This window comes from Nocardia arseniciresistens, from assembly GCF_046764875.1.
In the GTDB taxonomy this organism is placed as follows: Bacteria; Actinomycetota; Actinomycetes; order Mycobacteriales; family Mycobacteriaceae; genus Nocardia; species Nocardia arseniciresistens.
This window is the reverse complement of the sequence record NZ_JBKORD010000007.1, coordinates 24,549-48,094: the sequence shown is the minus strand read 5'-3', so window position 1 is coordinate 48,094 and position 23,546 is coordinate 24,549. Positions and strand designations below refer to the sequence as shown.

At 66.3% G+C, this 23,546-nt stretch carries 20 protein-coding genes; 12 read left to right on the top strand and 8 right to left on the bottom strand.

The window, feature by feature from the left end:
* Positions 1–49: 49 nt before the first annotated feature.
* Both tilS and hpt read left to right on the top strand, forming a co-directional pair.
* Positions 50–1,156 (top strand): tRNA lysidine(34) synthetase TilS, encoded by a 1,107-nt coding sequence (gene tilS, locus ACLMAJ_RS14195; RefSeq protein ID WP_412014127.1) that lies wholly within the window; start codon positions 50–52, stop codon positions 1,154–1,156.
* Positions 1,157–1,233: 77 nt separating this feature from the next.
* The gene (hpt, locus tag ACLMAJ_RS14190; protein WP_412014126.1) at positions 1,234–1,791 is read left to right on the top strand and encodes a hypoxanthine phosphoribosyltransferase; all 558 of its coding nucleotides are present in this window, start codon (positions 1,234–1,236) and stop codon (positions 1,789–1,791) included.
* A gap of 14 nt (positions 1,792–1,805) precedes the next feature.
* Here the strand turns inward: hpt and ACLMAJ_RS14185 are convergent, their stop codons facing one another.
* From ACLMAJ_RS14185 to ACLMAJ_RS14175, 3 genes are read right to left on the bottom strand one after another with little or no spacing between them, the layout of a single operon-like run.
* Positions 1,806–2,525, bottom strand: coding sequence for a cyclase family protein (locus ACLMAJ_RS14185; RefSeq protein WP_412014125.1), 720 nt, complete (start codon positions 2,523–2,525; stop codon positions 1,806–1,808).
* Positions 2,526–2,545: 20 nt separating this feature from the next.
* Positions 2,546–4,744 (bottom strand): protein kinase domain-containing protein, encoded by a 2,199-nt coding sequence (locus ACLMAJ_RS14180; protein ID WP_412014124.1) that lies wholly within the window; start codon positions 4,742–4,744, stop codon positions 2,546–2,548.
* Positions 4,741–7,248, bottom strand: a complete 2,508-nt coding sequence (locus ACLMAJ_RS14175) for a serine/threonine-protein kinase (RefSeq protein WP_412014123.1) — start codon at positions 7,246–7,248, stop codon at positions 4,741–4,743. The genes ACLMAJ_RS14180 and ACLMAJ_RS14175 overlap by 4 nt, the downstream gene beginning before the upstream one ends.
* A 120-nt stretch (positions 7,249–7,368) precedes the next feature.
* On the opposite strand from ACLMAJ_RS14175, the gene ACLMAJ_RS14170 reads away from it, so the two are divergent.
* Positions 7,369–8,898: an amidase family protein gene (locus ACLMAJ_RS14170; RefSeq protein WP_479725035.1), complete on the top strand. Its 1,530-nt coding sequence runs from the start codon at positions 7,369–7,371 to the stop codon at positions 8,896–8,898.
* 27 nt (positions 8,899–8,925) lie between these two features.
* Here ACLMAJ_RS14170 and ACLMAJ_RS14165 read toward each other — a convergent pair whose 3' ends face one another.
* The 3 genes from ACLMAJ_RS14165 to ACLMAJ_RS14155 form a co-directional block, all read right to left on the bottom strand.
* Positions 8,926–9,822, bottom strand: coding sequence for a LysR family transcriptional regulator (locus ACLMAJ_RS14165; protein WP_412014122.1), 897 nt, complete (start codon positions 9,820–9,822; stop codon positions 8,926–8,928).
* A gap of 457 nt (positions 9,823–10,279) precedes the next feature.
* Positions 10,280–11,113, bottom strand: a complete 834-nt coding sequence (locus ACLMAJ_RS14160; RefSeq protein WP_412014121.1) for an SDR family oxidoreductase — start codon at positions 11,111–11,113, stop codon at positions 10,280–10,282.
* A complete protein-coding gene (locus ACLMAJ_RS14155) occupies positions 11,110–12,735 on the bottom strand; it encodes an aldehyde dehydrogenase family protein (RefSeq protein ID WP_412014120.1) in 1,626 nt (541 codons plus the stop codon). Before ACLMAJ_RS14155 ends, ACLMAJ_RS14160 begins: the two co-directional genes overlap by 4 nt.
* A 162-nt stretch (positions 12,736–12,897) precedes the next feature.
* On the opposite strand from ACLMAJ_RS14155, the gene ACLMAJ_RS14150 reads away from it, so the two are divergent.
* Positions 12,898–14,190: a PucR family transcriptional regulator gene (locus ACLMAJ_RS14150; protein ID WP_412014119.1), complete on the top strand. Its 1,293-nt coding sequence runs from the start codon at positions 12,898–12,900 to the stop codon at positions 14,188–14,190.
* 23 nt (positions 14,191–14,213) lie between these two features.
* On the opposite strand, the gene ACLMAJ_RS14145 is transcribed toward ACLMAJ_RS14150, so the two are convergent.
* Positions 14,214–14,438: a DUF2277 family protein gene (locus tag ACLMAJ_RS14145; protein WP_328408485.1), complete on the bottom strand. Its 225-nt coding sequence runs from the start codon at positions 14,436–14,438 to the stop codon at positions 14,214–14,216.
* A 234-nt stretch (positions 14,439–14,672) separates the two neighbouring features.
* Between ACLMAJ_RS14145 and ACLMAJ_RS14140 the strand changes: the two genes are divergently transcribed.
* Positions 14,673–15,506, top strand: a complete 834-nt coding sequence (locus tag ACLMAJ_RS14140) for a DUF1266 domain-containing protein (RefSeq protein WP_412014118.1) — start codon at positions 14,673–14,675, stop codon at positions 15,504–15,506.
* 109 nt (positions 15,507–15,615) lie between these two features.
* On the opposite strand, the gene ACLMAJ_RS14135 is transcribed toward ACLMAJ_RS14140, so the two are convergent.
* Entirely contained in the window at positions 15,616–16,506 is an 891-nt protein-coding gene (locus ACLMAJ_RS14135) for a hypothetical protein (protein WP_412014117.1), read from the bottom strand.
* Between the two features lie 363 nt (positions 16,507–16,869).
* On the opposite strand from ACLMAJ_RS14135, the gene ftsH reads away from it, so the two are divergent.
* The 7 genes from ftsH to ACLMAJ_RS14100 all read left to right on the top strand — a co-directional run bounded on the left by ftsH (position 16,870) and on the right by ACLMAJ_RS14100 (position 23,398).
* Entirely contained in the window at positions 16,870–19,257 is a 2,388-nt protein-coding gene (gene ftsH / locus ACLMAJ_RS14130; protein ID WP_412014116.1) for an ATP-dependent zinc metalloprotease FtsH, read from the top strand.
* Between the two features lie 148 nt (positions 19,258–19,405).
* On the top strand, positions 19,406–20,029 hold the full coding sequence (gene folE / locus ACLMAJ_RS14125) for a GTP cyclohydrolase I FolE (protein WP_412014420.1): 624 nt from the start codon (positions 19,406–19,408) through the stop codon (positions 20,027–20,029).
* A 62-nt stretch (positions 20,030–20,091) separates the two neighbouring features.
* Positions 20,092–20,919: a dihydropteroate synthase gene (folP, locus tag ACLMAJ_RS14120; RefSeq protein WP_412014419.1), complete on the top strand. Its 828-nt coding sequence runs from the start codon at positions 20,092–20,094 to the stop codon at positions 20,917–20,919.
* Positions 20,916–21,287, top strand: a complete 372-nt coding sequence (folB, locus tag ACLMAJ_RS14115) for a dihydroneopterin aldolase (protein ID WP_412014115.1) — start codon at positions 20,916–20,918, stop codon at positions 21,285–21,287. Before folP ends, folB begins: the two co-directional genes overlap by 4 nt.
* Positions 21,284–21,820, top strand: coding sequence for a 2-amino-4-hydroxy-6-hydroxymethyldihydropteridine diphosphokinase (gene folK, locus ACLMAJ_RS14110; protein ID WP_412014114.1), 537 nt, complete (start codon positions 21,284–21,286; stop codon positions 21,818–21,820). The genes folB and folK overlap by 4 nt, the downstream gene beginning before the upstream one ends.
* A 5-nt stretch (positions 21,821–21,825) precedes the next feature.
* Positions 21,826–22,302: a DUF3180 domain-containing protein gene (locus tag ACLMAJ_RS14105; protein WP_412014113.1), complete on the top strand. Its 477-nt coding sequence runs from the start codon at positions 21,826–21,828 to the stop codon at positions 22,300–22,302.
* Positions 22,303–22,372: 70 nt separating this feature from the next.
* Complete coding sequence (locus tag ACLMAJ_RS14100) at positions 22,373–23,398, top strand: DUF6779 domain-containing protein (RefSeq protein WP_412014112.1); 1,026 nt, start codon at positions 22,373–22,375, stop codon at positions 23,396–23,398.
* The last annotated feature ends 148 nt before the right edge of the window (positions 23,399–23,546 follow it).

Genomic DNA, 23,546 nt, shown 5'->3' with positions numbered 1-23,546 from the left:
CGGAACGACGAGGATGGGGCGGAGCGACCGGCCTCGGTAGTCTCCGGGTATGAGCCGTGCGGCAGGAGCGACGCCCCGAGGTTCGCGGCCAGCGGCTGGAGCGAAACCGGGGCCGCGATCAGCGCCGACCGATGCGGTCGGCGAAGCGGTTGTGCATCGCCTGCCCGAGACCAGTGCCGCACTCGAGATCCGTCGTGCCGTCCGTGGCTGGCTGGCCGAGTACGCGCCGGAGGCCCGATCGCGTGGCATCGCGGTCGCGCTCTCCGGAGGGGCGGATTCGCTCGCGCTCTGCGCGGCGGCCGTCGTGGAGGCGGGCGGCGTCGACGCGCTGATTGTCGATCATCGGTTGCAGGCGGGTTCGGATGTGGTCGCGGCCGACGCCGCGGCGGCCGCGCTGGCACTGGGCTGCCGGTCGGCGAGGGTGCTCGCGGTGGATGTCGGAAGCGCGGGTGGGCTGGAGGCGGCGGCGCGGCAGGCGCGCTATGCGGCATTGGACGCGGCGCGGGCGGGCTTGCCCGTCCTGGTCGGACACACACTCGACGATCAGGCCGAGACGGTTTTGCTCGGCCTCGCGCGCGGGTCCGGCGGGCGTTCGATTCATGGGATGGCGGCCTTCGCCGATCCGTGGGGCAGGCCGCTGCTCGGGGTTCGCCGCGCCGCGACACGGCAGCTGTGCGCGGATCTCGGGTTGACCCCGCACGAGGACCCGCACAACTCGTCGCCGGAGTTCACCAGGGTGCGGCTGCGCACCGAGGTGCTGCCGTTGCTCGAGGAGGTTCTCGGCGGCGCGGTGGCGTCGGCGCTGGCGCGCACGGCCGAGCAGTTGCGCGAGGATGGCGAGCTCCTCGATGCGATGGCGGACGAGCTGTTGGGTGCCGCGAGCGCCGACTCGGACCCCGACCGCTCCGACAGTGATGGGATGAGCCTGTCGATCGAGACCCTCGCCACTGCCCCCGCAGCGCTGCGGCGCCGTGCGATCCGGGCCTGGCTGCTCGCGGGCGGTGCGAAAGTGCTGACCGGCAAGCATTTACACGCGGTCGACGCATTGATAACCGATTGGCATGGCCAGGGTGGCGTCGCCGTCGGTGGTGGACGGCCGGGCAGCAGGTTGGTCGCTGCGCGCGAACATGGCAGGCTGATCATGCGTCTGCGCTGATGCCACCTCCAAGCGCAGGCCGATGACACATAATGGATCGGTCGCTCGGGATCGCACCACGGAAGGACACAACTGACGTGTACGGGGATGACATCGCGTCGGTGCTGATCACCGAGGAACAGATCGCCACCAAGACTCACGAACTGGCCGAGCTGATCGCCAAGCGCTATCCCGCCGACGCTCCCGAAGGCGATCTGCTGCTGGTCGGCGTCCTCAAGGGCGCGATCTTCTTCATGACCGACCTGGCCAAGGCGCTGACGATTCCGACCCAGCTGGAATTCATGGCGGTCTCCTCCTACGGGTCCTCCACCTCCTCCTCCGGCGTAGTGCGCATCATGAAGGACCTGGACAAGGACATCGCGGGCCGCAATGTACTGATCGTCGAGGACATCATCGACTCCGGTCTCACGCTGTCCTGGCTCAAGCGCAACCTATCGACCCGCAACCCGGCCTCGCTCGAGGTCGTCACGCTCCTGCGTAAGCCCGATGCGCTGCGCACCCACGTGGACGTCGCGCACGTCGGCTTCGATATCCCGAACGAATTCGTCGTCGGTTACGGCCTCGACTACGCCGAGCGCTACCGCGACCTGCCCTACATCGGCACACTGGACCCGAAGGTCTACGGCGGGAAGTAATTCCGCCAGCTGTCCTACCCGGGTGTGTCGTTGATCAACGCGAATATTGTTGCGGGCGAACCCGACCCGCCCCGATAAAGTGCGCCGCCGACGAGTACCCAGGCCCCGGTGACGGGTAGGGCGGCGAGGTTGGCGAGGCATTCCAAGCTGATGCGGTGCTCCCGATACAGCAATTTCGATACCGCGTATGTGTCGTCGCTGCCTAGATCCGGGCCGAAGGTATCGATACCGAGAGCGCCGCGGCGTCCGAGTCGCCCGGTGCGCAATAGCCATTCCATGGTCGCCACGGCGAAACCCGGCTGCTTCGCACCGGTTTCGGTGGTGCCGATGAATTCAGGTGTGCCCCACTTGATATCCCAGCCTGTCCAGGCGATAACCGCGGATCCGTCGGCGATGCGGCCGTGTTTCGTCTCCCATTCCTCGATATCCGCGACGGTGATCGCGTAACCGCGGTCGCGTTCGCACCGATCTCGGACATCGATCTTCACCGCGGGTAGCAGCAAATCCTCGATGTCGAGTTCGTCGGCGGCAAGACCGTCGGCGTGAAAGTGAATCGGTGCGCCCCAATGGGTTCCGGTGTGCTCGCCCTGCTGGATGTAGCGCAGGTAGTAGCCGTCGTTCGCGACCGTCGCCGCGATATCCGTTCGAAATTCCGGATCGCCGGGGAACAGCGGCGTTGTCGCGGGATCGTGCACATGCGAGAGACTGACCAGACGGCCGAACGGAGCCTTCATCGCTGCTGATTCTCCATCGTTCACTGCGCGGGCATGGCTTCCGCGCGCTGGTGTGGCGCGGTCATTCGCTCCAGTGCGCGCAGATCGTTCTCCATCGCTCGGAACAGGATATAGACCGCGACAAAGGCGATGATGCTTCCGATGCACAACACCCGCACATTGACGATGATCTTGGCGAGATCCGGCGGCGCGAGCAGCGTCGCGCCCGCGACGGCGAGCAACGGAATCGACGCCGCGAGGCTCAAATAGAACGCGGACCGACGGCGCAGCCCGTGCAACCGCGCCACGTCCTTTTCATGGATCTCGCCGTGGCTCAGGAACATCGGGTAAACGCAGCGGATGATGTAGAAGTTCACCAGGAAGAACGGATAGGTCAGGGCGATGGCACCGCTCACCACATGCAGACCCACGAAGTGTGCGTAGTCGGCCGCGGTGACAGCGTCGGAGGTCGCATACAGCACGACCGGGAACGATATCCCCGACAGCAGCCACATCGAGAAGATGACGAGTACCGCGCGGTCGCCGAGCAGTACCGCGTCCGTGCGAGTCCTGTGCAATACCTCCGGGCTGTAGCGGACCCCGGTGCGCAGCCCGTGCGGCACGAAGATCAGATATCTGCTCAGGTATACGAGGACGACGGTACCTAGCGAGAAGGCCACCCCGTTCGACACCGCGGTGAAGATCTCGAACTGGTGCTGGGCCGCCTGGGTCTGACGGTAGTGGATCAATTTGGCGTTGTGCTCTACGTTGTAGACCGACGCGAGGGCATTCGGCACCGCGACCGCGAGCGTGACGAGCAGGATCCGCCACCGCCGCAGGGCCCGTCGCCAACTGCGCTCCGGAGGGTCGACGAGATTTCGCGCGCGATCGTCGAGGCACAGATCGAGCTGCTGTGCCAGCGTCGCGCCGTTCGGCCAGCGGCGCTCGGGATCCGGCTCGAGGCAGGTAAGCAAAACCCGGCGCAATGCGGCCGGGCAGTCCGCCGGAATACGCTCCAGCGCAGTGCTGCGCACGCCGCGTCTGCGATGGTCGAGCCGGGCGGCCTCGGTGTCGGCTTCGTCATCGAAAGCAGCACTGCCCGTCAGCATTTCCCACAGCAGGGTGCCGAGAGAAAAGATGTCGCTGCGGGTATCGGGCTCGGGGGCGGCGGGATCGAGTTCCAGCGCCAGCTCCTCGGGTGAGCGGTAGGCGGATGAATCATGTTGTGCCCGTGTCCGGGTCGAATCGTGCAGCGTGAAATCGGCCAGCTTCGGGCTGCCCTCGGCCGTGAACAGCACGTTCGACGGTTTGATCGCACGGTGCAACACTCCCTGTCGAGCGGCGTAATCGAGCGCGTCGGCCAGTCGCCTGCCAAGCCATGCGACCGTCTCCGGCCAGCTGAGCTCGGCGATCTCGGCACGCACGCTCGAATCTGTCTGCCGGATCTCCCCTCGCACCTCCATGGCCGCGTCGACGGCACGCAACAGCAGGTCGCCGCCCGCCGATTCCGGGCCTCGGCGTCGCTCGGCGAGCACGTCCTCGGCGGTGCCGCCGGGCAGATACTGCATGTACACCAGTCGCAATGCCGCCGATTCCGCGGGCATGCGCTGGTCGAAGACCCGGACGATATGTGGATGGTCCAGCTGTGCCATGGTCCGCGGCGCGGCACTGATACCGGCGGAGAACCGCACGGCGACAAGGCGTTGCATGGAACGCTGGGTGGCGAGAAAAACGCGGCCGAGCGCGCCGGTCCCTAGATCTGTGCGCAGATCGAAGTCGTCGATGCGCCGTCCTGGTGTCAGGTCGGCGACGAGCGCGGCGGCCTGTTCGCTATCGAGTTCGGCGGGCTCGGCCTGAGTTTCGTCGTCCGCGCCGACCGTGGACAGGCGCTCGCGTACTTCGGCGGCCAGGTCCGGGTACTCGGCAAGGAAAGCGGTCGCGTCGACCGGTGCGTGCCTGCGCCGAGCCAGGAACTCCTCGTATACGAGGTCGGCCAATATCGGGCTCTGCTCGATCTCGGGAAATTCCTTGCGGTACTCCATGATCCGCTTACCGCCGCCGGGCCGGATCCAGCGTTGGCGCAGATCGATGCGCACCAGGTCGGTGAGTACCGCAAGACGCGCCTGTGCACCATCGGGCACATAGTCGGCGAGCAGGGGCGGGTCGAGCCGGTTCTCGTGCAGGTAACGCTGCCAAGCGGCGACGAACCTTGCCACGTGATCGAGGCCCGATTCGATCACGTGCGCGTCTCCTTCGCGGCGGGTGCGGCCCGCTCCCGTCCCATCGAGTCACTCGGCGCGACCACTCTTTCCAGTGCCTTCAAATCGGCTTCCAAGGCGCGGAAGAGCAGATAGGAGCCGATGAACGCGACTATGCCGCCCGCGCACAGCACCCGGACCGCGAAGATCACCAAAGGAATATCGGCGGGCGGCAGGAACGTCACCCCCGCCACCGCGAGCAGCGGCACCGACGCCGCGACCGCGAGATAGCCATTGGCGCGGCGGTCGAGGCCGCGCAGCCATACCGCGTCGTCGGGGCTGATTTCGCCGTGCCGCAGAAACACCGGATATATGCAGCGGACCATGTAGAAGGTCACCAGGAAAAACGGATAGGCCACCGCGATCGCGCCGCACACCACGATCGAAGTGAGGAAATGTACGACCGCGCTCAGCGCGATCTCACCGGTGGCCAATTTCAATGCGATCGGGAAGGTGATGCTCGCGAACACCCACAGCGAGAACACGATGACCACTGCTCGGTTGGCGAACAGCAATGCGTCGGCTCTCGCTCGCCGGAGTGTGTCCGGGTCATATCGTCGGCCTCTTCGCAGCCCGTGCGGCACCGTAAGCACCAAGCGTGACTTGTAAAGTATCAATGCCGCGCCGAGCGGGAACAGCACCCCGTTCACCACGCTGGTGATGATCAGGAAGGTGTGCTGGGCATCCTCGCTCATTCTGCTGACGATCATGTGTTGGTTGTGCTGGATGTTGTAGATCGAGGCGAGCACATTCGGCACCCCGATGGCCAGCGAGACGATCAGCAATCGCCACGCGCGCAGCTTCAGCCGCCAGCTGCCGGGCGGTGGGTCGACCAGGTCACGTGCGCGTGCGTCCATGCACAGGTCCAGCTGCTTGGCCAGCACCGCGCCGCCCGACCAGCGTCGGGTGCGGTCGGGTTCCAGACAGGTCAGCAGCACCCGGCGAAGTGCTGCCGGACAGTTGGCGGGCAGCCGGTCCAGTGCGACCGCATCCACACCCGAAGTGCGCCGTTCCAGCATCGCCTCGAGCGTGGTGTCGTCGCCGTAGCCGTCCGCTCCCGCGGTGGTGTCGTCGAAAGGTTTTGCGCCGGTCAGCAATTCCCACATCACCACGCCCAGCGAATAGATATCGGAGCGGGTGTCCAGATCGGCTGCCGTGCGTTCGCGGCCAGGGTGGCAGGCTTCCAACTGCTCGGGTGACATGTAGGCCAGCGAGCCACCGAAGTAGGCGACCGGGCTGGTGTCGGCAACGTTGCGGCTGAAGCTGATGTTGAAGTCGGCCAGCTTCGGCACCGCCTCGGCGGTGAGCAGCACATTGGCGGGCTTCACGTCGCGGTGCAGCACGCCGTGGGTCGAGGCGTATTCGAGTGCATCGGCCAGTCGTCGACCAAGCCATGCCACGGTCTCCGGCCAACTGAGCGAGGCGATCTCGGCGCGCACACTGGAATCGGTCGGCCGGATCTCGCCCTTCTCCTCCATCGCGGCGTCGACCGCGTCGAGCAGCAGTTGTCCGCTGCGTTCGGCGGGCGGTGTGGCTCGTATCCAGCGCAGCACGCTGAGCAACGTGCCGCCGGGCAGGAACTGCATGTAGAGCAACCGCAGCCGTCTGCCCGCTTTGTCGCGCAGTTCCTGGGATTCGAGCAGTCGCTGATCGAAGACGCGCACGATGTAGTCGTGGTCGAGCTGGGCGAGTGTCTGCGGCTCGGTGCCGTGGTCGGCGGAGATCTTCACCGCGACCAGCCGCTGCAATGAGCGCTGCCGAGCCAGGAACACCCGTGCGAACGCGCCGCTGCCGAGGCCGGTCAGCAGGTCGAAATCATCGATCTGCTGGCCGATTTCGATGCGGTCGAGCGCGTCGTGGTGCCCGGGACCGGTCCCGACCGTGGTCGGGACGGCGGTCGCCGTTCCGGTCAGGTCGGCGGATACGCGGGTCATGTCCGTATTACGAGAGGACTGGGTGGTTTGGTTCGGCTGCGTTGCCCGCGCGGTCCTGGTCTCGGCCAATGCGGTCAGGGTCGGATCTTCCAGCGCCGCCCGCCTGGTGCTCTGGTCCAACTCGTCGGCATTGAGCATCGCCCGCAGCTCCGCCGCATGCTCCGGGTATTCGCGCAGACAGTCCCGTGGATCGACGCGCTCGCCGCTGTGCCTGCGGATGACGAACTCTTCGTAGACGAGGCCGGCCGGAATATCTTCGGGTTCGAGTTCGGGAAAATCGGCACGATAATCGGCCAAGCGCTTGCGTGGTGCAGTGCTTTCGGCATGTTGCACCCAACGGTGGCGCAGGTCGACGCGGATCAATTCGATCAGCGCCTGCTGCCGGAGGGTGTGCGCATCGGGCAGGTAGTCGGCTATCCGGGGCGGCTGCTGTATCGATTCTCGGGCAGCAGATAACCACGCCGAAGCGAAGGCCTCGACAGCGCTGGCGTGACCGACTCCGGTCGCAGACCCCGAAGTGGATTCGGAACTTCTATCGGAATTCGCACTCATTCTCGGACCTAGTGGTTACGCGGATGCCGAAGAATCCGCACTGGTCGGTCTGTTGACGCAGCGGATAAATTCCGCCACACCCGACGACATCGTCCCCCGCACACTATCCGGAATGATAACTTGCGCCTCAACAGCGGATCACCCGATTTCGACAACGACGCGACGGGGGAGAACCAGCACATGCACAATGAGGCCACAGCAGTGGCGGACGTTACGGCCGTAACGCACGCGGCTCCGCAGACAGTAGCCGCCCAGGAAGTCGCCAAGGGCGCCAACGATGCAGCGGGTCCGAATTCTCCGATTGACCCCGGCGCGCCGCGCGGACCCGCCGTAGCGATCGCGACCGGAGTGCGGGACGGCTCCACCATTCCGACCGAGGTGCTCGACTCGGTGCTCGAGCGCATCGCCGCCGATACCCGGAAATTGAACGCGTTCACCGTTGTTCGCTCCGCCAAGGCGAAGGCCGAGGCTCTTGCCCTCGAGCAGCGCGCCGACCTGGATCTGCTCCCACTGGCCGGGGTTCCGATCGCGATCGAACATAATGTCGCGGTCGCGGGTGAGACGAACCTGTGCGGTTCGGCGGCCACCGACACCGCTGCGGCGACCGCCGACCATCCGGTGCTGCGCAGGCTGCGCGCCGCGGGTGCGGTGATCGTCGGACTGACCGCGGTTTCGGAGCTGGGTCTGTGGCCGATGACCGACGGCGAAGGCCGGGTCACTCGCAATCCATGGAACACCGCACGCAGCGCGGGTGGCTCGGCCGGCGGCTCGGCCGCCGCGGTCGCGGGCGGGTTGGTTCCGGTGGCGCACGGCAACGACGGGCTCGGTTCGATACGCGTCTGCGCGGCCTGCTGCGGGGTCTTCGGGATCAAGCCGGGACGGCACACCGTGCCCGCGGAGATGGGCGTCGACTCGTGGGCGGGCATGGTCGAGAACGGGGTGCTCGCAACGACTGTCGATGATGCTGCGCTCGCGCTATCGGTGCTGGCGGCCCGGCCCGACCTAGCCGAGCTGGAACCACCTGGTCGACTACGCATCGGGTTGGCCGTTGCCCCGCCATCCCGTTTCTTCCTGGTCGATCGACACTGGACCGCGGCCGCGCGCGCCGCGGGATCCGCCGCCGCCGCGGCCGGACACCTCGTGGAACCGACAACACTGCCCTATGGCGATTCGATCATCTCGGTCTTTTTGCGCTGGCTCGCCGTCGGCACCCGTGACGCCGCGACCCTCGCCCATCCCGACCGGCTGCAACCGCGCACCCGCCGTCACCTCGCGCTCGGCAGGTTGGTGCAGCGCCTGCGCCTGGTCGGCCCCGACCAGGTCGACCGGGTCGAGGCACGACTACTGGAATTCTTCGATCGCTACGACGTGGTGATCACACCAACGCTCGCGACACCGCCGCCGAAAGCCCGGGCTTGGCACGCAAGGGGCTGGCTCGCCAATGCGATTACCAGCTCCCGCTTTTCACCGTTCACCCCACTGTGGAACATGGTCGGCTGGCCCGCCGCATCGGTGCCGATGGGGATGCATCCCCGTTCGGGTACGCCGGTGGCCGCTCAGCTCGCGGGACCGCCCGGCAGTGAATCGACCCTGCTGCGCCTGTCCGCGCAACTGGAAGCCATGCACCCCTGGGAGCGCACCGCGCCGTGATGTCGGGCGCCCCCGCGCCGTGAGTCGTCAGCCGGTGACGGCGGACGCCTGTTGCGCCTGTGCGGAGAAGCCGCCGTTGGCGGCGCGCCCCGCGAACTCCAGGATGGTTGGGCGAATGTCATCGGCCCGCCACGCCACGGCCAGTTCGCACGGCGCGAGCCCGGCCACCGGGCGCGCGGTCAGACCCGGCCAGCGGTACATCGGGACATTGTTCTCGGCGAGCAGGCAGACGCCGAGGCCGAGGCTCACGGCCTCCAGCTTGTCCTCCGGTGTCGCCGCTTCCGCGCCGATCTTCGGCTGACGACCGCCCCTGGCATCGTTACCGAGCCAGAAGTCGCGCACCGCACCGGCTTCGGTCGGCAGTGCGATGAACGGTTCGTCGAGCAAATCGGCGAACTCGATGCTCTCCTGATCGGCGAGCGGATGGTTCTCCGGAAGCAGTACCCAGCGCGGCTCTGTGCGCAGCACCTGCCACCGAAAACGGTTCTGGTCGGGCAGGGGCAGCCAGACAAGCGACAGGTCCGCCTGGCGTCCGGCCAGGCCGCTGGACGGGTCGTTCCAGGACGCGGCGTGCAGTGCTAGTCGATGACCGCTCGCGCTTTCCAGGTCACTGAGCAAACCGCGGCCGAGCGCGGATTGGATGCCGACGCGAAGTACCTCGCCCGCCTCCTGGAGCGAGACGTTGGTGACCTCCCAGAGCTCCAGGATCTTGCGTGCACCTTCGAGCAACTCCTTGCCCGCGACGGTCAACGCGACACTGCGCTGGTTGCGGTCGAACAGGACCACGTCGAGCTGGCGTTCCAGCTGACGAATCTGACGCGACAGGGTGGGTTGAGCGATGTGCAGCCGCTGTGCGGCGTTGGTGAAATGTAGTTCCTCAGCGACAGCGACGAAATACCGCAGGTCGCGCAAATGCGGGTCCATAGCCCCTTGCTATCAGAATCGGTCCTGAATTTCCAGCTAAATTAGGCCGGAAAGTTCGGATACTGGCACCGAAACAGTCGGTGGGTTTGTTAGGCACAGCATATTGCCTGTCCGGGTCATTTGCACCATTGAGCCCGCGAATACCCCGCATCCGCCGTGGTGCGAGCCATTCCGGCATTGATGGACGGTTGACCAGCGGTAATGGGCGACCGAATGTCGCGGGGCGGCTCGACATGGGCCGCTCGGAGGTAGCCCGGCCGATGCCGGAAAACCGGTGGGGCCGCCCACGGGCGTTGATACGTTGTGAGATAGTGATATTCATCACAAATTGGTTTGTTATGTGGCTGCGGCTACCCGCCAGGCCGCGGTCGTGAACACCGTCGCCGGATAGCCGAAAGGCGCCGCGGTCGTGAAATCACGACCGCGGCGCCTCGACTCACAGGGCGAATCGAACCCCTCAGGCGCTGCGCGCCCGATCCTCGTAAGCCTTGCGCTTCTCGGCGTCGACGGCACCGAGGAACGCATCGCCCGAACCGAGCGCGCGCGCCAAACCATCGGCGACGGATTCGGGAAGCAGGTTCACCACCTGCGAGAGGAACCCGGCCATCGCCGTCACCCTGACCTTCGACTTCGGCGTGGCGATCAGCGCGACGATGGCGTCGGCGATCTCCTCCGGCTCGGCCGAGCGCAGCAGCTTCGGGCCGCTCACGCCGGAACCGAGTTCGGTGTTGGTCAACGTCGGCAGCACCGACGAGAACTCGACGCCCGAACGCCGGTACTCCTCGCGCAGCGTGTCGGTGAATCCGAGCACCGCGTGCTTACTCGCGTTGTAGGTGGCAAGACCGGGGATGTGGGTCTCGCCGGCCAGCGACGCGATATTGATGACGTGCCCGCGCTTGCGCGGCAGCATTCGCGCGATGCCCAGCTTGGAGCCCAGAATTACGCCGTAGACGTTGATGTCCAGAATTCGGCGGGTGATCTGATCCGGCTCGTCGACAAGCTTGCCGGTCGGCATGATGCCCGCATTGTTGATCAACACGTCGATCGGACCGACGGTGCGTTCCACCTCGTCGAGGAAGCTCTCGAACGAGCGTGGATCGGTGACATCGAGCTTGCCGTAGTACGCGAAGTCGCGCGCGACGCCGGACTCCTTGACTGTCGTCTCATCGATATCGCCGATCGCTATCTCGGCGCCGAGCGCCTGCAACGCGGTCGCGGTCGCAAGACCGATACCGCGGGCGCCACCGGTGATCACGACGACCTTGCCGCGAATCTTCGCGACGTCTGTCATTTGGTGTCCCCCTTGAGCTTCAGCAGTGCCGGAATATCGACACGGCGCAGGCCGCGTGCGCCCGCTGCGCGCATCGCGCCGAGGGCGACCAGCAGCTTCGGCATCTGGTACGGGAACCAGATCAGCTCCTTCTGCTGGGTCGGCAGGATCGGCCTGGTGATCGCCTTCTGTCGGCAGTACTTGCGCACGCCGCTCGCACCGCCCCAGCGGGCGCCGACACCGGACTGACCCCAGCCGCCCATCGGCAGCGCGAAATTGAACAGGTTGGAGAAGACGTCGTTGATATTGACCGCGCCCGCGTTCAGTTGGCGTGCAATGCGTTCACCGCGATCCTTGTCACCGGTCCAGACCGAAGCGGACAGGCCGTAGACCGAATCATTGGCAAGGCGGACCGCCTCGGCCTCGTCGGCGACCTTCACCACCGGCAGCGTCGGGCCGAAGGTCTCCTCGCCGATGCACGACATGGTGTGGTCGACATCGACGAGAACGGTTGGCTCGAAGAATGTTCCGACACCGGTCCGCTTGCCGCCGGTCAGCACCTTCGCGCCCGCCGCGACGGCCTCGTCGACGTGTCGCTGCACGATCAGCACCTGGTTCTCGTTGGCGAGCGCGCCGACATCGTGCTTGGACTCACGGCCGTCGATGCCCTGGCGCAGGTCCTTGACCGCGGCGGTCAGCTTGGCGACGAATGCGTCGTAGACCGGCGCTTCGACGTACACCCGCTCGACCGAGATACACACCTGGCCCGCGTTGAACATGCCGCCGAAGGCGATGCCGTGCGCGGCACGGTCCAGATCGGCGTCGGCGAGCACGATGGCCGGATCCTTACCGCCCAATTCCAGACTGTAGGGAATCAGCCGCTCGACGCAGGCCGCGGCGATCTTGCGGCCGGTGGCCGTCGAGCCGGTGAACTGGATGTAGTCGGCGTTCTCGACCACCGCGGCGCCGGTCGCGCCCGCGCCGGTGACCACGGCGAATACCGGCGGCGCACCGATCTCGGCCCAGCCGCGGGCCAGTTCGAGCGCGGAAAGCGGGGTCACTTCGGAGGGCTTGAGTAGCACGGCGGCACCGGCGGCCAGCGCCGGAATCACGTCGATCACCGGCATCGCGAGCGGGAAGTTCCACGGCGTGATGACACCGACGACCGGGTACGGCTTGTAGACCGTCGTGAGCTTCTTGACCCTGGCGAGCGGGCTGTGCGGCGACGGGTGCTCGTCGGCGAGGAACTTCGCGGCGCGGCGCGCGTAGTAGCCGGTCAGATCCACCGAGAACGCGGGATCGATGAGGGCATCGACGCGCGGCTTGCTCGTTTCCGACTGCAGCACATCGGCGAGGTGCTCGGTGTTGTCGACCAACCAGTCCTGCAGCTTCAGCAGCCACTCTTTGCGGCCGTCCGGGCCGATGGCCTCCCACTCCGGCTGGTAGAGCCGAAGTTCGCGGACCTTGGCCGCGACCGCGTCAGCGGTCTCGGTTGGCACGGAGCCGACTACCTCGCCGGTGCCGGGATTACGCACTTCGATGACGGCCGGATCGACCGCGACCGCAGGCGCGACCTTCTTCGCGGGCGCCTTGGGTGCCGGAGCCTTCTTGGCCGCGCCTGCCGCGGACTCGGTGTTGGTCACTGCTGTTCTCCCACTGCCGTTGTGCTGTGAACCGCTGGGTGAATGACTACTGTGAATCACTTCACTAACCTATGATGGTGGCACAAGTGCGCGCGACTTTCTTGGACCGATTTGTCAACAAACGCCGGGAAATTTGTTCCGAGAATACAAATCGGAGGAAGCATGACGCGAAGTTCGCGAGTCGGGGCCATCGGCCCCAATAGCGAAGTGGTGCGCGACTGGCTCGCCGACTACGTGTACGAAACGATGCGGACCGAGGCACTCGAACAAGTTGTCGACCGCCTCGACGGCGCGATCGTCGCGCGGATTCCGGAGTTGGCCGATCGCGATATACGACGCGATCTCGCCGCGAGCACCCGCGCGCACGCCAGGGTGGTGCTGAGCGGACTCACCAGCGACACATTCGAATTCACGCTGCCGGAGGAGGCGCACGCGTTCGCCCGCACCCTCGCCCGTCGTGGCTATGACCTGCGACTGCTGCTGCGGACCTACCACGTTGGCCAGGAAGCGGTGCTCGAGTACATGACCGAGGCCATCGACGAGCGGACGGCGCCACCGGAGATCGAACGCGCGGTGCTGCTTCGCCTGTTCGAGCGGTCGACGAGATGGGTGAGCACCTCGGTGGAAATGCTCACCGACACCTACATGGAGGAGCGGGAGCGGGTCATGCGCGCCGCCCTCAATCGGCGCACCGAGACCGTACGCGCCCTGCTCGCAGGCGATGAGCCGGATATCGAGCAGGCCTCGCTGCGCCTGGGCTACCGGCTCGCCCAGCAGCACCTGGCCTTCGTGCTGTGGACCGATGAGCCCGGCGGTGGTGACGGCGAGCTGAGTGGGCTGCTCGACCGGGTCGCGGCGCGGCTCGCGGCCGCGCTCGGCAGCGGCCGGGTGCTCAGCATGCCGTCGGGCGCGAGCGGAATGTGGGCGTGGGTCGGCCTCGACGATGAACAGCGCGCCGCCGAACTTGCCGCGCCTCGCCAGCTGGAGCGCATCACATCGGGACTGGTGGAAGCGCCGGTGCGGGTCGCCTTCGGGGTTCCCGCAGTGCAGGTCGCCGGATTCCGGCAAAGCCACCGCGAGGCGGTCGCGGCAAGGCACGTCGCCGAGCGCGGGCTACCGGACGCCGATCGGGTCACCGGTTATCGCGAGGTGGAGATCGCTTACCTGGTCGGTGCCGATGACGCGGCGATGCGTGCCCTTGTCGGCAGGGAGTTGCGCGTGCTTGCCGGGCGTGACACCAATGCCGTACGGCTGCGCGAGACGCTGCACGCTTATCTGAAAAGTCATCGCAGCCCGGAGGCCGCGGCGAAACTGCTTGGGGTACACAAGAACACGATTCGCTACCGAATCCAGCGGATCGAGGAACTGCTCGGTCATCCGGTCGAGGAGCGTAGCCTGCCGTTGGAACTGGCACTGACCTGTGTCGCCACCTATGGTGTCGACGCTCTGCAATGAACCGGGCACCGTGTGGCGGCCGACTACTCCTCGCGTGGTGGCTCGACTCTGCCATCGGGTAGATCCGCGAGCAGCTGAGTCGTTGCCGCCGCGATGGCCGCGACGGCCTTGTCCACCGCGGCTTTGGTGGTCGTGCTCAGGCCGGAAACGCCACCGACTGTGCGCACGTACTGCAGTGCGGCAGCATAGATTTCCTGCTCGGTAGGGGCAGGGTCCAGGCCACGCAGGAGGGTGATATTTCCACTCATGGGTGCACAGTAGCCCTCTGTAACCATGCGCCGCAGGCCAAGAAACCCAAGGCAGGAAAATAGTGGTTTAATTTGCCGCGCGCCGTGGCGCTGCGTGTTCGCTGCCCCGAAGGCTCGTATCCGAGTGGCGCGAGCTCCCGTCGCCTGCGCGCGTTTTCGGCCGGTTACCCGACACCCTGGATTCCTTCGCGATTACACAGGTTGTTTCAAGATCGATGGGGAACAATCGGTTGCATGCCTGCCCGCGGTATTCCCACCCTGACCACCTTCCCCTACGAAGAGCTGGACAAGCGGGAGGAGGACCATTGGTCCGGGGCCACGGTATCCGATGACGAACTGCGGTCCTTGGCGCTCGGTGCTTTCTATTCGGCTCGATGGGACGCCTTCCACGACGCGCTGCTACTCGGCCCGGAACGCGACCATCCGCTCGGCGACCGCCGCGAACTCGCCATCGACACGTTGACCGGCGCATGGGGTATCACCGACGCCACCGAGGCGCAGGCCTCGATGGAACAGCTGCTCGAAGGCATGCACGCGCCGCTGTACGCGATGGTGCACCCGCTGGTGATGGCCTCGGTCAACGCGAGTGAGCGGGATCGGTTCGGCGAGCGGGCCGATCGGCACCGCGCTTTCTTGCGTCAGGTCGGCTCGTTCCGCGGCATGGACAATCCCGAGGCGCTCGTGCGTGACTACGACATCTGGTCACAGGCGATCAAGATCGGTTTCACCGATCACCTCGCACGGCCGTTGCCGAGTGATATCCACGCATGGGATCTGGCCAGGGTGGTCGCGGTGGCCCGAATGGCTTTCACCGCAGGTTATCTCGACGCCGATGTTGCATGGGGCTACTTGGCGCGCGCATTGCCGCTCGCCCAGCGCAAGTACAAGAACTGGCGCCAATTCGGCGATGCCTACATGACCGGCTGGACCTACTGGCAGGCATGCGAGGACCTGGCCGAACTCAAGAACGGCGGCGTCGACCGGCGCATGGAACTGCTGCGCCTGTGGACGCGCCCGACGAGCCCGTGGCGGCGAATTACCTTGGCAGAATCCACTCCCGCCAAATAACGCCACCCCGGTAACCACCACGGAGCGAGTCTTACGAGCGATGTTCGCGGCGGGCGAGCCTTCGGGGCCGCGAACACTCAGCGCCGCAGGCGCCGCAAATCGAACGCCTTCAGTTTCCGTCGGGGAGTGACCGTAGGATCCCGCGCCCGTAGCGCTGGAATTGTGCGTCGTCGACCATGCCGAGCGAATGGCGCTCGACCAGCAGCTCCCACTCGGAATACAGCTGGGAGACGCCGGGATCGGCAGGGCCTGCGGCGCCGTCCGCGGAATCGCGCCGGACGGCGAAATTCACCGCACAGGTGACCCGCTCGGTGTCGGCCCGATCGACGCCGGTGAAATGCAGCGTGACATTGCCGTCGTGCACGTCGATGCCCGTCTCGCCGCGGACCGCGCCGACCTCACCAGGCGCGGATGTGGCGCCTTCGGTGGTGCGTGCCCAGAGCACGGCGGGGATGGGTAGCTCGTGGGCGTATCGGGAGCCGGTGCCGATGCCGATGAACAGCAGCCGCCCTGTGGTAGCGGCAAGCAGCCCTGGTCCGGTGCCGGCGGGCGGGTGCGCCACCGCGATCGCGGTCTCCAGCACGTATTCGTCCGCCGTGACATAACGATGCAGAGCGGCTACCGCCGACTTCGCTTCGCGTTTGGGCGCCATCCGGCGTACGGCCCGATCGACGTCCGCGCGAGTCGGTCCGGTCTTGCCCCACGTGGGGGTTGGTGGGTCGAGATCGGGGGCGGCGACATCGATGCGCTGCGAGGCGAGGATCTGATCGTTGATCCGATCGACGATCTCGGTCGCTGCGGGGACATCGTGTTCGGCTATCAATACCGGCAACGGGGTACGGTCTGCTGGCACGCCCGTGAGTACCGGAGTCGGGTAACGAAGGTAGATCTCGATTACGACCGCGTCATCGGCGCGCCGGTTCAGCCGGACCTTCAGCAGGTCCGTGACCGGTACATCCAATACGCGCTCACCATCGGTGCCCGGTCGCAGAACGATCAATCGTCCGCGCCCGTGCCGCACTATCGCTGTGGGTGTCCGTAGCTCGACTATGTCCATACCCCCTGCGCTCTTGTTGTGTCGTCGCTCACGATAGGCCGAACATGCCATGATTGTGACCACTTGGAGTAACCCGACCGGAGTCCTCGGGAACCACCGACGTTCCTCGGCCGTTTACCTGTCGAACCGCACCAACTGCCGAACTGCGCGATGTATCGAGTAAACCGTACGCGGTAACGTGGCTTGTCCGCATCCGAACCCGCCGAGCCCCGGCCGGGCAAAGGGTGAGACTGGCACCGCCGAACCCGACGCTTCGCAGGCATGCACCGGAGAACCGGAAAGGACTGGCCACCCGGCCTACGCTCTATGAACCGCAAGACTGTGTTTCGCACCCTGGCCATAGTTTCGGGCATTTTGCTCGTCATATATGCGTTCAGCTATTTCGGCAATGACACGCGCGGCTGGAAGAGCGTCGACACCTCGGTGGCGTTAACTCAGCTGAACGACAAGAGCAACGTCAAGAACGTCCAGATCGACGACCGCGAGCAACAGCTGCGCATCGAGCTGAACAACGGCAACGACGCGACCAGCGGCTCCAGCAAGATCATCGCCAAGTATCCGGGCGGTGGCGAGTCGTCCGCGCAGGTATTCGACGCTGTGCAGAAGTCCGGCGCACCCTTCAACACGGTGGTCAAGCAGGAGAGCTGGTTCACCCAGATCCTGCTGTTCGTACTGCCGATGGTGATCCTGCTCGGGCTGTTCATCTTCGTGATGTCCCGCATGCAGGGTGGTGGTCGCGGCGGCATGATGGGCTTCGGTAAATCGAAGGCCAAACAGCTGTCCAAGGACATGCCCAAGACCACGTTCGCGGATGTGGCAGGTGCCGACGAGGCTGTCGAAGAGCTCTATGAAATCAAGGACTTCCTGCAGAACCCGGTTCGCTACCAGGCTCTCGGCGCGAAGATTCCGAGGGGCGTGCTGCTCTACGGTCCGCCGGGCACCGGTAAGACGCTGCTGGCCCGCGCCGTCGCTGGCGAGGCCAACGTGCCGTTCTTCACCATCTCCGGTTCGGACTTCGTCGAGATGTTCGTCGGCGTCGGCGCCTCCCGGGTGCGCGACCTGTTCGAGCAGGCCAAGCAGAACAGCCCGTGCATCATTTTCGTCGACGAGATCGACGCGGTCGGTCGCCAGCGTGGTGCCGGCCTCGGCGGTGGTCACGACGAGCGTGAGCAGACCCTCAACCAGTTGCTCGTCGAGATGGACGGTTTCGGTGACCGCACCGGCGTGATCCTGATCGCGGCGACCAACCGCCCCGACATCCTCGACCCCGCGCTGCTGCGTCCCGGCCGTTTCGACCGGCAGATCCCGGTCGGCAACCCCGACCTCGCTGGTCGTCGCGCCATCCTTCGGGTGCACTCGCAGGGCAAGCCGATCGCGCCCGAGGCGGATCTCGACGGTCTCGCCAAGCGCACCGTCGGCATGTCCGGCGCGGACCTCGCGAACGTGATCAACGAGGCCGCCCTGCTCACCGCCCGTGAGAACGGCGCGGTCATCACCAGTGAGCAGCTCGAAGAGTCGGTGGACCGCGTTGTCGGCGGCCCGCGCCGCAAGAGCAGGATCATCAGCGAGCACGAGAAGAAGATCACCGCCTACCACGAGGGTGGCCACACGCTGGCCGCGTGGGCGATGCCGGATATCGAGCCGGTCTACAAGGTCACCATCCTGGCCCGAGGGCGCACCGGCGGCCACGCCATGACGGTGCCGGAGGACGACAAGGGTCTGATGACCCGCTCGGAGATGATCGCCCGTCTCGTGATGGCGATGGGTGGCCGTGCGGCAGAGGAGCTGGTGTTCCACGAGCCGACCACCGGCGCATCCTCGGATATCGACCAGGCCACCAAGATCGCGCGCGCCATGGTCACCGAGTACGGCATGAGCGCGCGCCTCGGCGCGGTGCGCTACGGCCAGGAGCAGGGCGACCCGTTCCTCGGCCGCTCGATGGGTATGGCTTCGGAGTACTCGCATGAGGTCGCGGGCGCCATCGACGAGGAGGTGCGCAACCTGATCGAGGCCGCGCACACCGAGGCGTGGGCGATTCTCAACGAATACCGCGACGTGCTCGACATCCTTGCCACCGCGCTGCTGGAGCGAGAGACGTTGCACCGCAAGGATCTCGAGGAGCTCCTCGCCGCGGTGGACAAGCGGCCACGCATCACCGCGTTCAACGACTTCGGCGATCGGCTGCCCTCGGACAAGCCGCCGGTGAAGACACCGGGCGAGCTTGCCGTCGAACGCGGCGAGCCGTGGCCGCCCCAGGAGTCGGTGGTGCCGCCGGTGGCAGCGGCCGCCAACGGTCACCCGGAGCCCAGCTACCAGAACCCGCAATACGGCTATCCCGCGCCGCCCGCGACCGGTTACCCGGCGCCACCGGCCCCGAACGCGGGCTACCCGCGCCAGGGCGGTGGCACGCACGGCTCGCGTCCGGACTACGGCGCTCCTGCCGGTTGGTCGGCACCGGGCTGGCCGCCTCGCGACGAGCAGCAGCAGCCGGGGCAACCGGGCTACGGTGGCGGTCGGCAGGGGCAGGGCGAGCCGCAACCGCGCCACGGCCACCAGCAGCCGTGGAACCAGCCCGTCGGCGGCCAGCCGGGTGCCGGCCGTGGCGACCAGGGCGGCTACAACGAGCCGGGTCGGGCCGACCCGAACGACGAGGGCGAAAATCGTGATTGGGATGGACCGAACGGTCGGCATTGACCAATGACGATTAGGCTCGACCGTCGGGGTGCCGAGTAATTGCCTGCACCCGAAATTTTGGAGGTGTCCTCGATTGTCGGCCAAGAATCACGTCGGCGGCCACGCGCTCGCGCGGTCGGACAACGGCCAGTCGGACAACCGTGCGCAAATCGGCGCTGAATCGGCCGCGGCCACGCCGGAACTGATCGCGCTGGAGACAGGTCGACCGTTCGACCAGGCCCGTGCAGAAGCCGCGATAAGGGAGTTGCTGCTCGCGGTCGGTGAGAACCCCGACCGTCCCGGCCTGGTCGACACTCCCTCGCGCGTTGCCCGCGCCTACCGGGAGATGTTCGCCGGGCTCTATGTCGAGCCGGACGCGGTGCTGAACACCACGTTCGACGAGGGCCATCAGGAACTCGTGCTGGTGCGCGATATCCCGTTGTACTCGACGTGCGAACACCACCTGGTGTCCTTCCACGGCGTCGCGCACGTCGGGTACATCCCCGGCGACCACGGCCGGGTGACAGGGCTGTCGAAGCTGGCGAGGGTGGTCGATCTCTACGCCAAGCGCCCGCAGGTTCAAGAGCGGCTGACCAGCCAGATCGCCGATGCCGTCATGCGCAAGCTGGAACCACGCGGCGCGATCGTGGTGGTGGAGGCCGAGCACCTGTGCATGGCGATGCGTGGCATTCGCAAGCCCGGTGCGAGTACCACGACCTCCGCGGTGCGCGGTCTGCTGCAATCCAGTGCCGCCTCGCGCTCGGAGGCCCTCGATCTCATTCTGCGGAAGTGAGTGAGTTCGCGGTGTCAGGTCTCGGGAGCGTCACTGCGCGTGGGGGGCGCTCCTGCGTGGTGATGGGGGTCGTGAACGTCACAAGTGACTCCTTCTCCGACGGTGGCAGGTATCTCGACGCCGACCTTGCCGTCGCGCACGGCGTCGAACTTTTCGAGGCCGGTGCCGACATCATCGATATCGGCGGCGAATCGACCCGTCCCGGCGCCATCCGGATCGACCCGCAGGCGGAGGCCGCACGGGTGGTCCCTGTTATTCGTGGCCTGGTCGCCGCCGGCGTGCCGACCAGTGTCGACACCATGCGGGCGAGTGTGGCCGATGCGGCGCTCGCGGCAGGGGTGTGCGCGGTGAACGACGTCTCGGGCGGCCGTTCCGACCCCGATATGGTGAAAGTCGTTTCGGCGGCGGATGTTCCGTGGATCCTCATGCACTGGCGGGCCGGAGCCGACTATCGGCACACGGGGCCGGCCGATCACTACGACGATGTCGTGGCCGAGGTGCTGGCGGAACTGTCCGCGCAGGTGGATATGGCCGTCGCGGCGGGCGTCGATCCGGAACGGCTGATTCTGGATCCCGGCCTCGGCTTCGCCAAGAATGCCGAACACAACTGGGCGCTGCTCGGTGCGTTGCCCGAATTGGTCGGCAACGGACTTCCGATTCTCATCGGAGCGTCGCGCAAACGTTTCCTCGGCGCGTTGCTCGCCGACGCCGCGGGTCCGCGCCCACCGGATGGTCGCGAGACCGCCACCGCGACCATTTCAGCACTTGCCGCTCAGCACGGTGCCTGGGGCGTGCGGGTGCACGACGTCCGCGCCTCGCTGGACGCCATTGCCGTAACCGACGCCTGGCAACGCGCCGCCGGGCAGAATTCGCCAGGAGCCGCCCGATGAGCGACCGAATCGAGCTACGTGGCCTGCGAGCCTTCGGCCATCACGGAGTGTTCGAGCACGAACGCCGTGACGGGCAGGAGTTCATCGTCGACCTCACGGTGTCGCTCGATTTCGCCGTCGCCGCGGCGTCGGACGATCTCGCGGCCACCGTCGATTACGGCCAGCTCGCCGAACGTGCCGTGCGGATCATCAAGGGCCCGCCGCGCAACCTCATCGAGACGGTGGTCTCCGAGATCGCCGACGACGTGATGACCGATCCGCGCATCGAGTCGGTCGAGGTGGTTGTGCACAAACCCGGCGCGCCGATCCCGCATGCGTTCGCGGATGTTCGCGTTGTCACCTCGCGGCACCGGGAGAACGTGGCGTGAGCAGTGCCGTGCTGTCGATCGGGTCGAATCTGGGGGACCGGCTCGCCCATCTGCGCAGCGTGATCGACGGCTTCGGGCCGCGGGTCGTCGCGGTGTCGCCGGTATATTCGACCGCGCCGTGGGGCGGGGTCGAGCAGAGCGACTATCTGAATGCCGTTGTGCTGGTGGATGATCCGGAACTCGGCTGTCGAGACTGGCTGCACGGCGGTCAACGGCTGGAACGGGCTGCCGACCGGGTACGTGAAGTGCGCTGGGGCGCAAGAACTCTCGACATCGATGTGATCCAATGCGCCGAAGCCGACGGAACCGTCTGTAGCAGTGCGGATCCAGAACTGACGCTGCCGCATCCGCAAGCGCACAAGCGCGCCTTCGTCCTCATCCCATGGTTGGACGTCGAGCCGGACGCGATGCTCGAGGTCGACGGCACCGCACTGCGGGTGCGCGAACTGCTCGATGGACTCGACGTCGCCGAGCGTGCCGGTGTGCGACCGACCGAGTTTTCACTGATATCGGCCCGGCCGGCGGAGGGGTAGTCGTCGTGAAGCTCAAGCCGACCCGAATCTGGGATCTGCTGGCGAATGTCGTCATCGCCGCGGTCATCGCATGGGTCGCCACCCGGTTGACCTACAGCAATTTTCCGCCGATCTCGGTGTATGCGAGTGCGTCGCTGTACCCGGTGGCCGCGATCGAGGTCGCGCTCGCCTTCGTGATCCGCAGCCGTGTCAACGACCGCGAGATCGGTAACGGCACCCACCAGTTGCATCCGATCACCGCGGCCCGTGCGGTCGCGCTTGCCAAGGCTTCCGCGCAGGTCGGGTCGCTCGCCGCCGGTGTCTGGCTCGGATTCCTGTGCTGGGTGCTGCCGCAGCGCGACACGTTGCGCGCGGCCGCCGCGGACAGTCCGAGTGCCGTCGTCGGCATGATGGCGGGGGTGGCGCTGGTTGCCGCTGCCCTGTGGCTCGAGTATTGCTGCCGCGCTCCGGATGACCCATCGGATGATCCGGCAACCACATAGCAAGCATCGCTGACGGAATCACTACATCCCATTCTGGGCGCGGCTCGGCATCCAAGCTACCCTGGCGTCCATGGTTTCACCCTCCCGTAGCAGCACTTCCCGTCGTCGACGGGACGATGCGGGAAAATTGTTCATTGGTGTCTTGATTCTGCTCGGTCTGGTTGCCAGCGTTTTCCTAGTTTTCAGCGATAGTCTGCAATTTGTCCGAATCGGTCTTGTTGCCGCTTTGTGGGCGGCCGTTATCGGCGCCTTGGCCGCGACGCGGTACCGCAAAGAGGCCACGATCGATAAGTCGAAGGTCCGCGACCTGCAGACGGTGTACGAGCTCCAGTTGGAGCGCGAGATCACCGCTCGCCGTGAATACGAGCTCGGCATCGAATCGCGGGTGCGCGCGGAAGTGGGTGCCGATGCCACCGAACTCGCCGCCCTACGGGCCGAACTCACCGTGCTCCGGCAAAGCCTGCAGCGTCTCTTCGACGGCGATCTGCTGATGGACCGGCCCACATTGCGGGCCGACGCGACCCGGATTCAGGAATTGCCCAGCGGGCTCACGGATCCGGCGAACGATAGCTATGGGGATGCCAACGGCTCGAATTTGATGGGCCCTCAGCAACCACGCAGCAGCGTCACGCCGGTGTTCGTCGCCGACCATCCCGAGCCGCCGATGTTTGCCAGCCCTTTCGATGAGCCGGTCACCGCCGAGACCTCCGTGGTACCGCGCGAGCCCGACGACGGCGCGAGTCTCGCCGAGATCACCGACGTCAACATCGACATCGGCGAATACCGGCTGGCCGGGCCGATTCGCACGCCGCAGGGCTGGGCCGAAGCCTTCACCGAGGAGCCTTTCGACGAAGACATCTTCGACGAAGAACCGCCCACACCGGTCGAGCCGACCCAACCGGAGCCGACGCCTGCCGAGCCGACCCGACCCGACCCGCAGCCACGCCCGACCACCCCGGCGCCACCCATCGGCACACCGAGCTCCCGCAGACGCCGACGCGTCGACGCCGACGGAGACTCCGGCAATTCCTCGCGCCGTCTCTCGGTCGCCGAGATCATGGCCAACCTGCAATCCGAGGAAAATGGCCGCAGGTAGCGCCACTGCGGTGTAAATCACGCGGTGCCGCATGGCATCGGCGAACTCGTGGCCGATATCCTCATCACGTAACGTCCGGTACCCGCATGGCGGGACTGGAACGGATCAAGCGCTTGGACGGACGAGTGTCCGGCCATCGCACTTCGAG

Excerpts from the sequence above, each read along its gene's own strand:
- tilS (WP_412014127.1), top strand. The coding sequence starts at position 50 with ATGAGCCGTGCGGCAGGAGCGACGCCCCGAGGTTCGCGGCCAGCGGCT.
- ACLMAJ_RS14185 (WP_412014125.1), bottom strand. The coding sequence starts at position 2,525 with ATGAAGGCTCCGTTCGGCCGTCTGGTCAGTCTCTCGCATGTGCACGAT.
- ACLMAJ_RS14175 (WP_412014123.1), bottom strand. The coding sequence starts at position 7,248 with ATGAGTGCGAATTCCGATAGAAGTTCCGAATCCACTTCGGGGTCTGCG.
- ACLMAJ_RS14165 (WP_412014122.1), bottom strand. The coding sequence starts at position 9,822 with ATGGACCCGCATTTGCGCGACCTGCGGTATTTCGTCGCTGTCGCTGAG.
- ACLMAJ_RS14160 (WP_412014121.1), bottom strand. The coding sequence starts at position 11,113 with ATGACAGACGTCGCGAAGATTCGCGGCAAGGTCGTCGTGATCACCGGT.
- ACLMAJ_RS14150 (WP_412014119.1), top strand. The coding sequence starts at position 12,898 with ATGACGCGAAGTTCGCGAGTCGGGGCCATCGGCCCCAATAGCGAAGTG.
- ACLMAJ_RS14145 (WP_328408485.1), bottom strand. The coding sequence starts at position 14,438 with ATGAGTGGAAATATCACCCTCCTGCGTGGCCTGGACCCTGCCCCTACC.
- ACLMAJ_RS14140 (WP_412014118.1), top strand. The coding sequence starts at position 14,673 with ATGCCTGCCCGCGGTATTCCCACCCTGACCACCTTCCCCTACGAAGAG.
- ftsH (WP_412014116.1), top strand. The coding sequence starts at position 16,870 with ATGAACCGCAAGACTGTGTTTCGCACCCTGGCCATAGTTTCGGGCATT.
- folP (WP_412014419.1), top strand. The coding sequence starts at position 20,092 with ATGGGGGTCGTGAACGTCACAAGTGACTCCTTCTCCGACGGTGGCAGG.
- folB (WP_412014115.1), top strand. The coding sequence starts at position 20,916 with ATGAGCGACCGAATCGAGCTACGTGGCCTGCGAGCCTTCGGCCATCAC.
- ACLMAJ_RS14100 (WP_412014112.1), top strand. The coding sequence starts at position 22,373 with ATGGTTTCACCCTCCCGTAGCAGCACTTCCCGTCGTCGACGGGACGAT.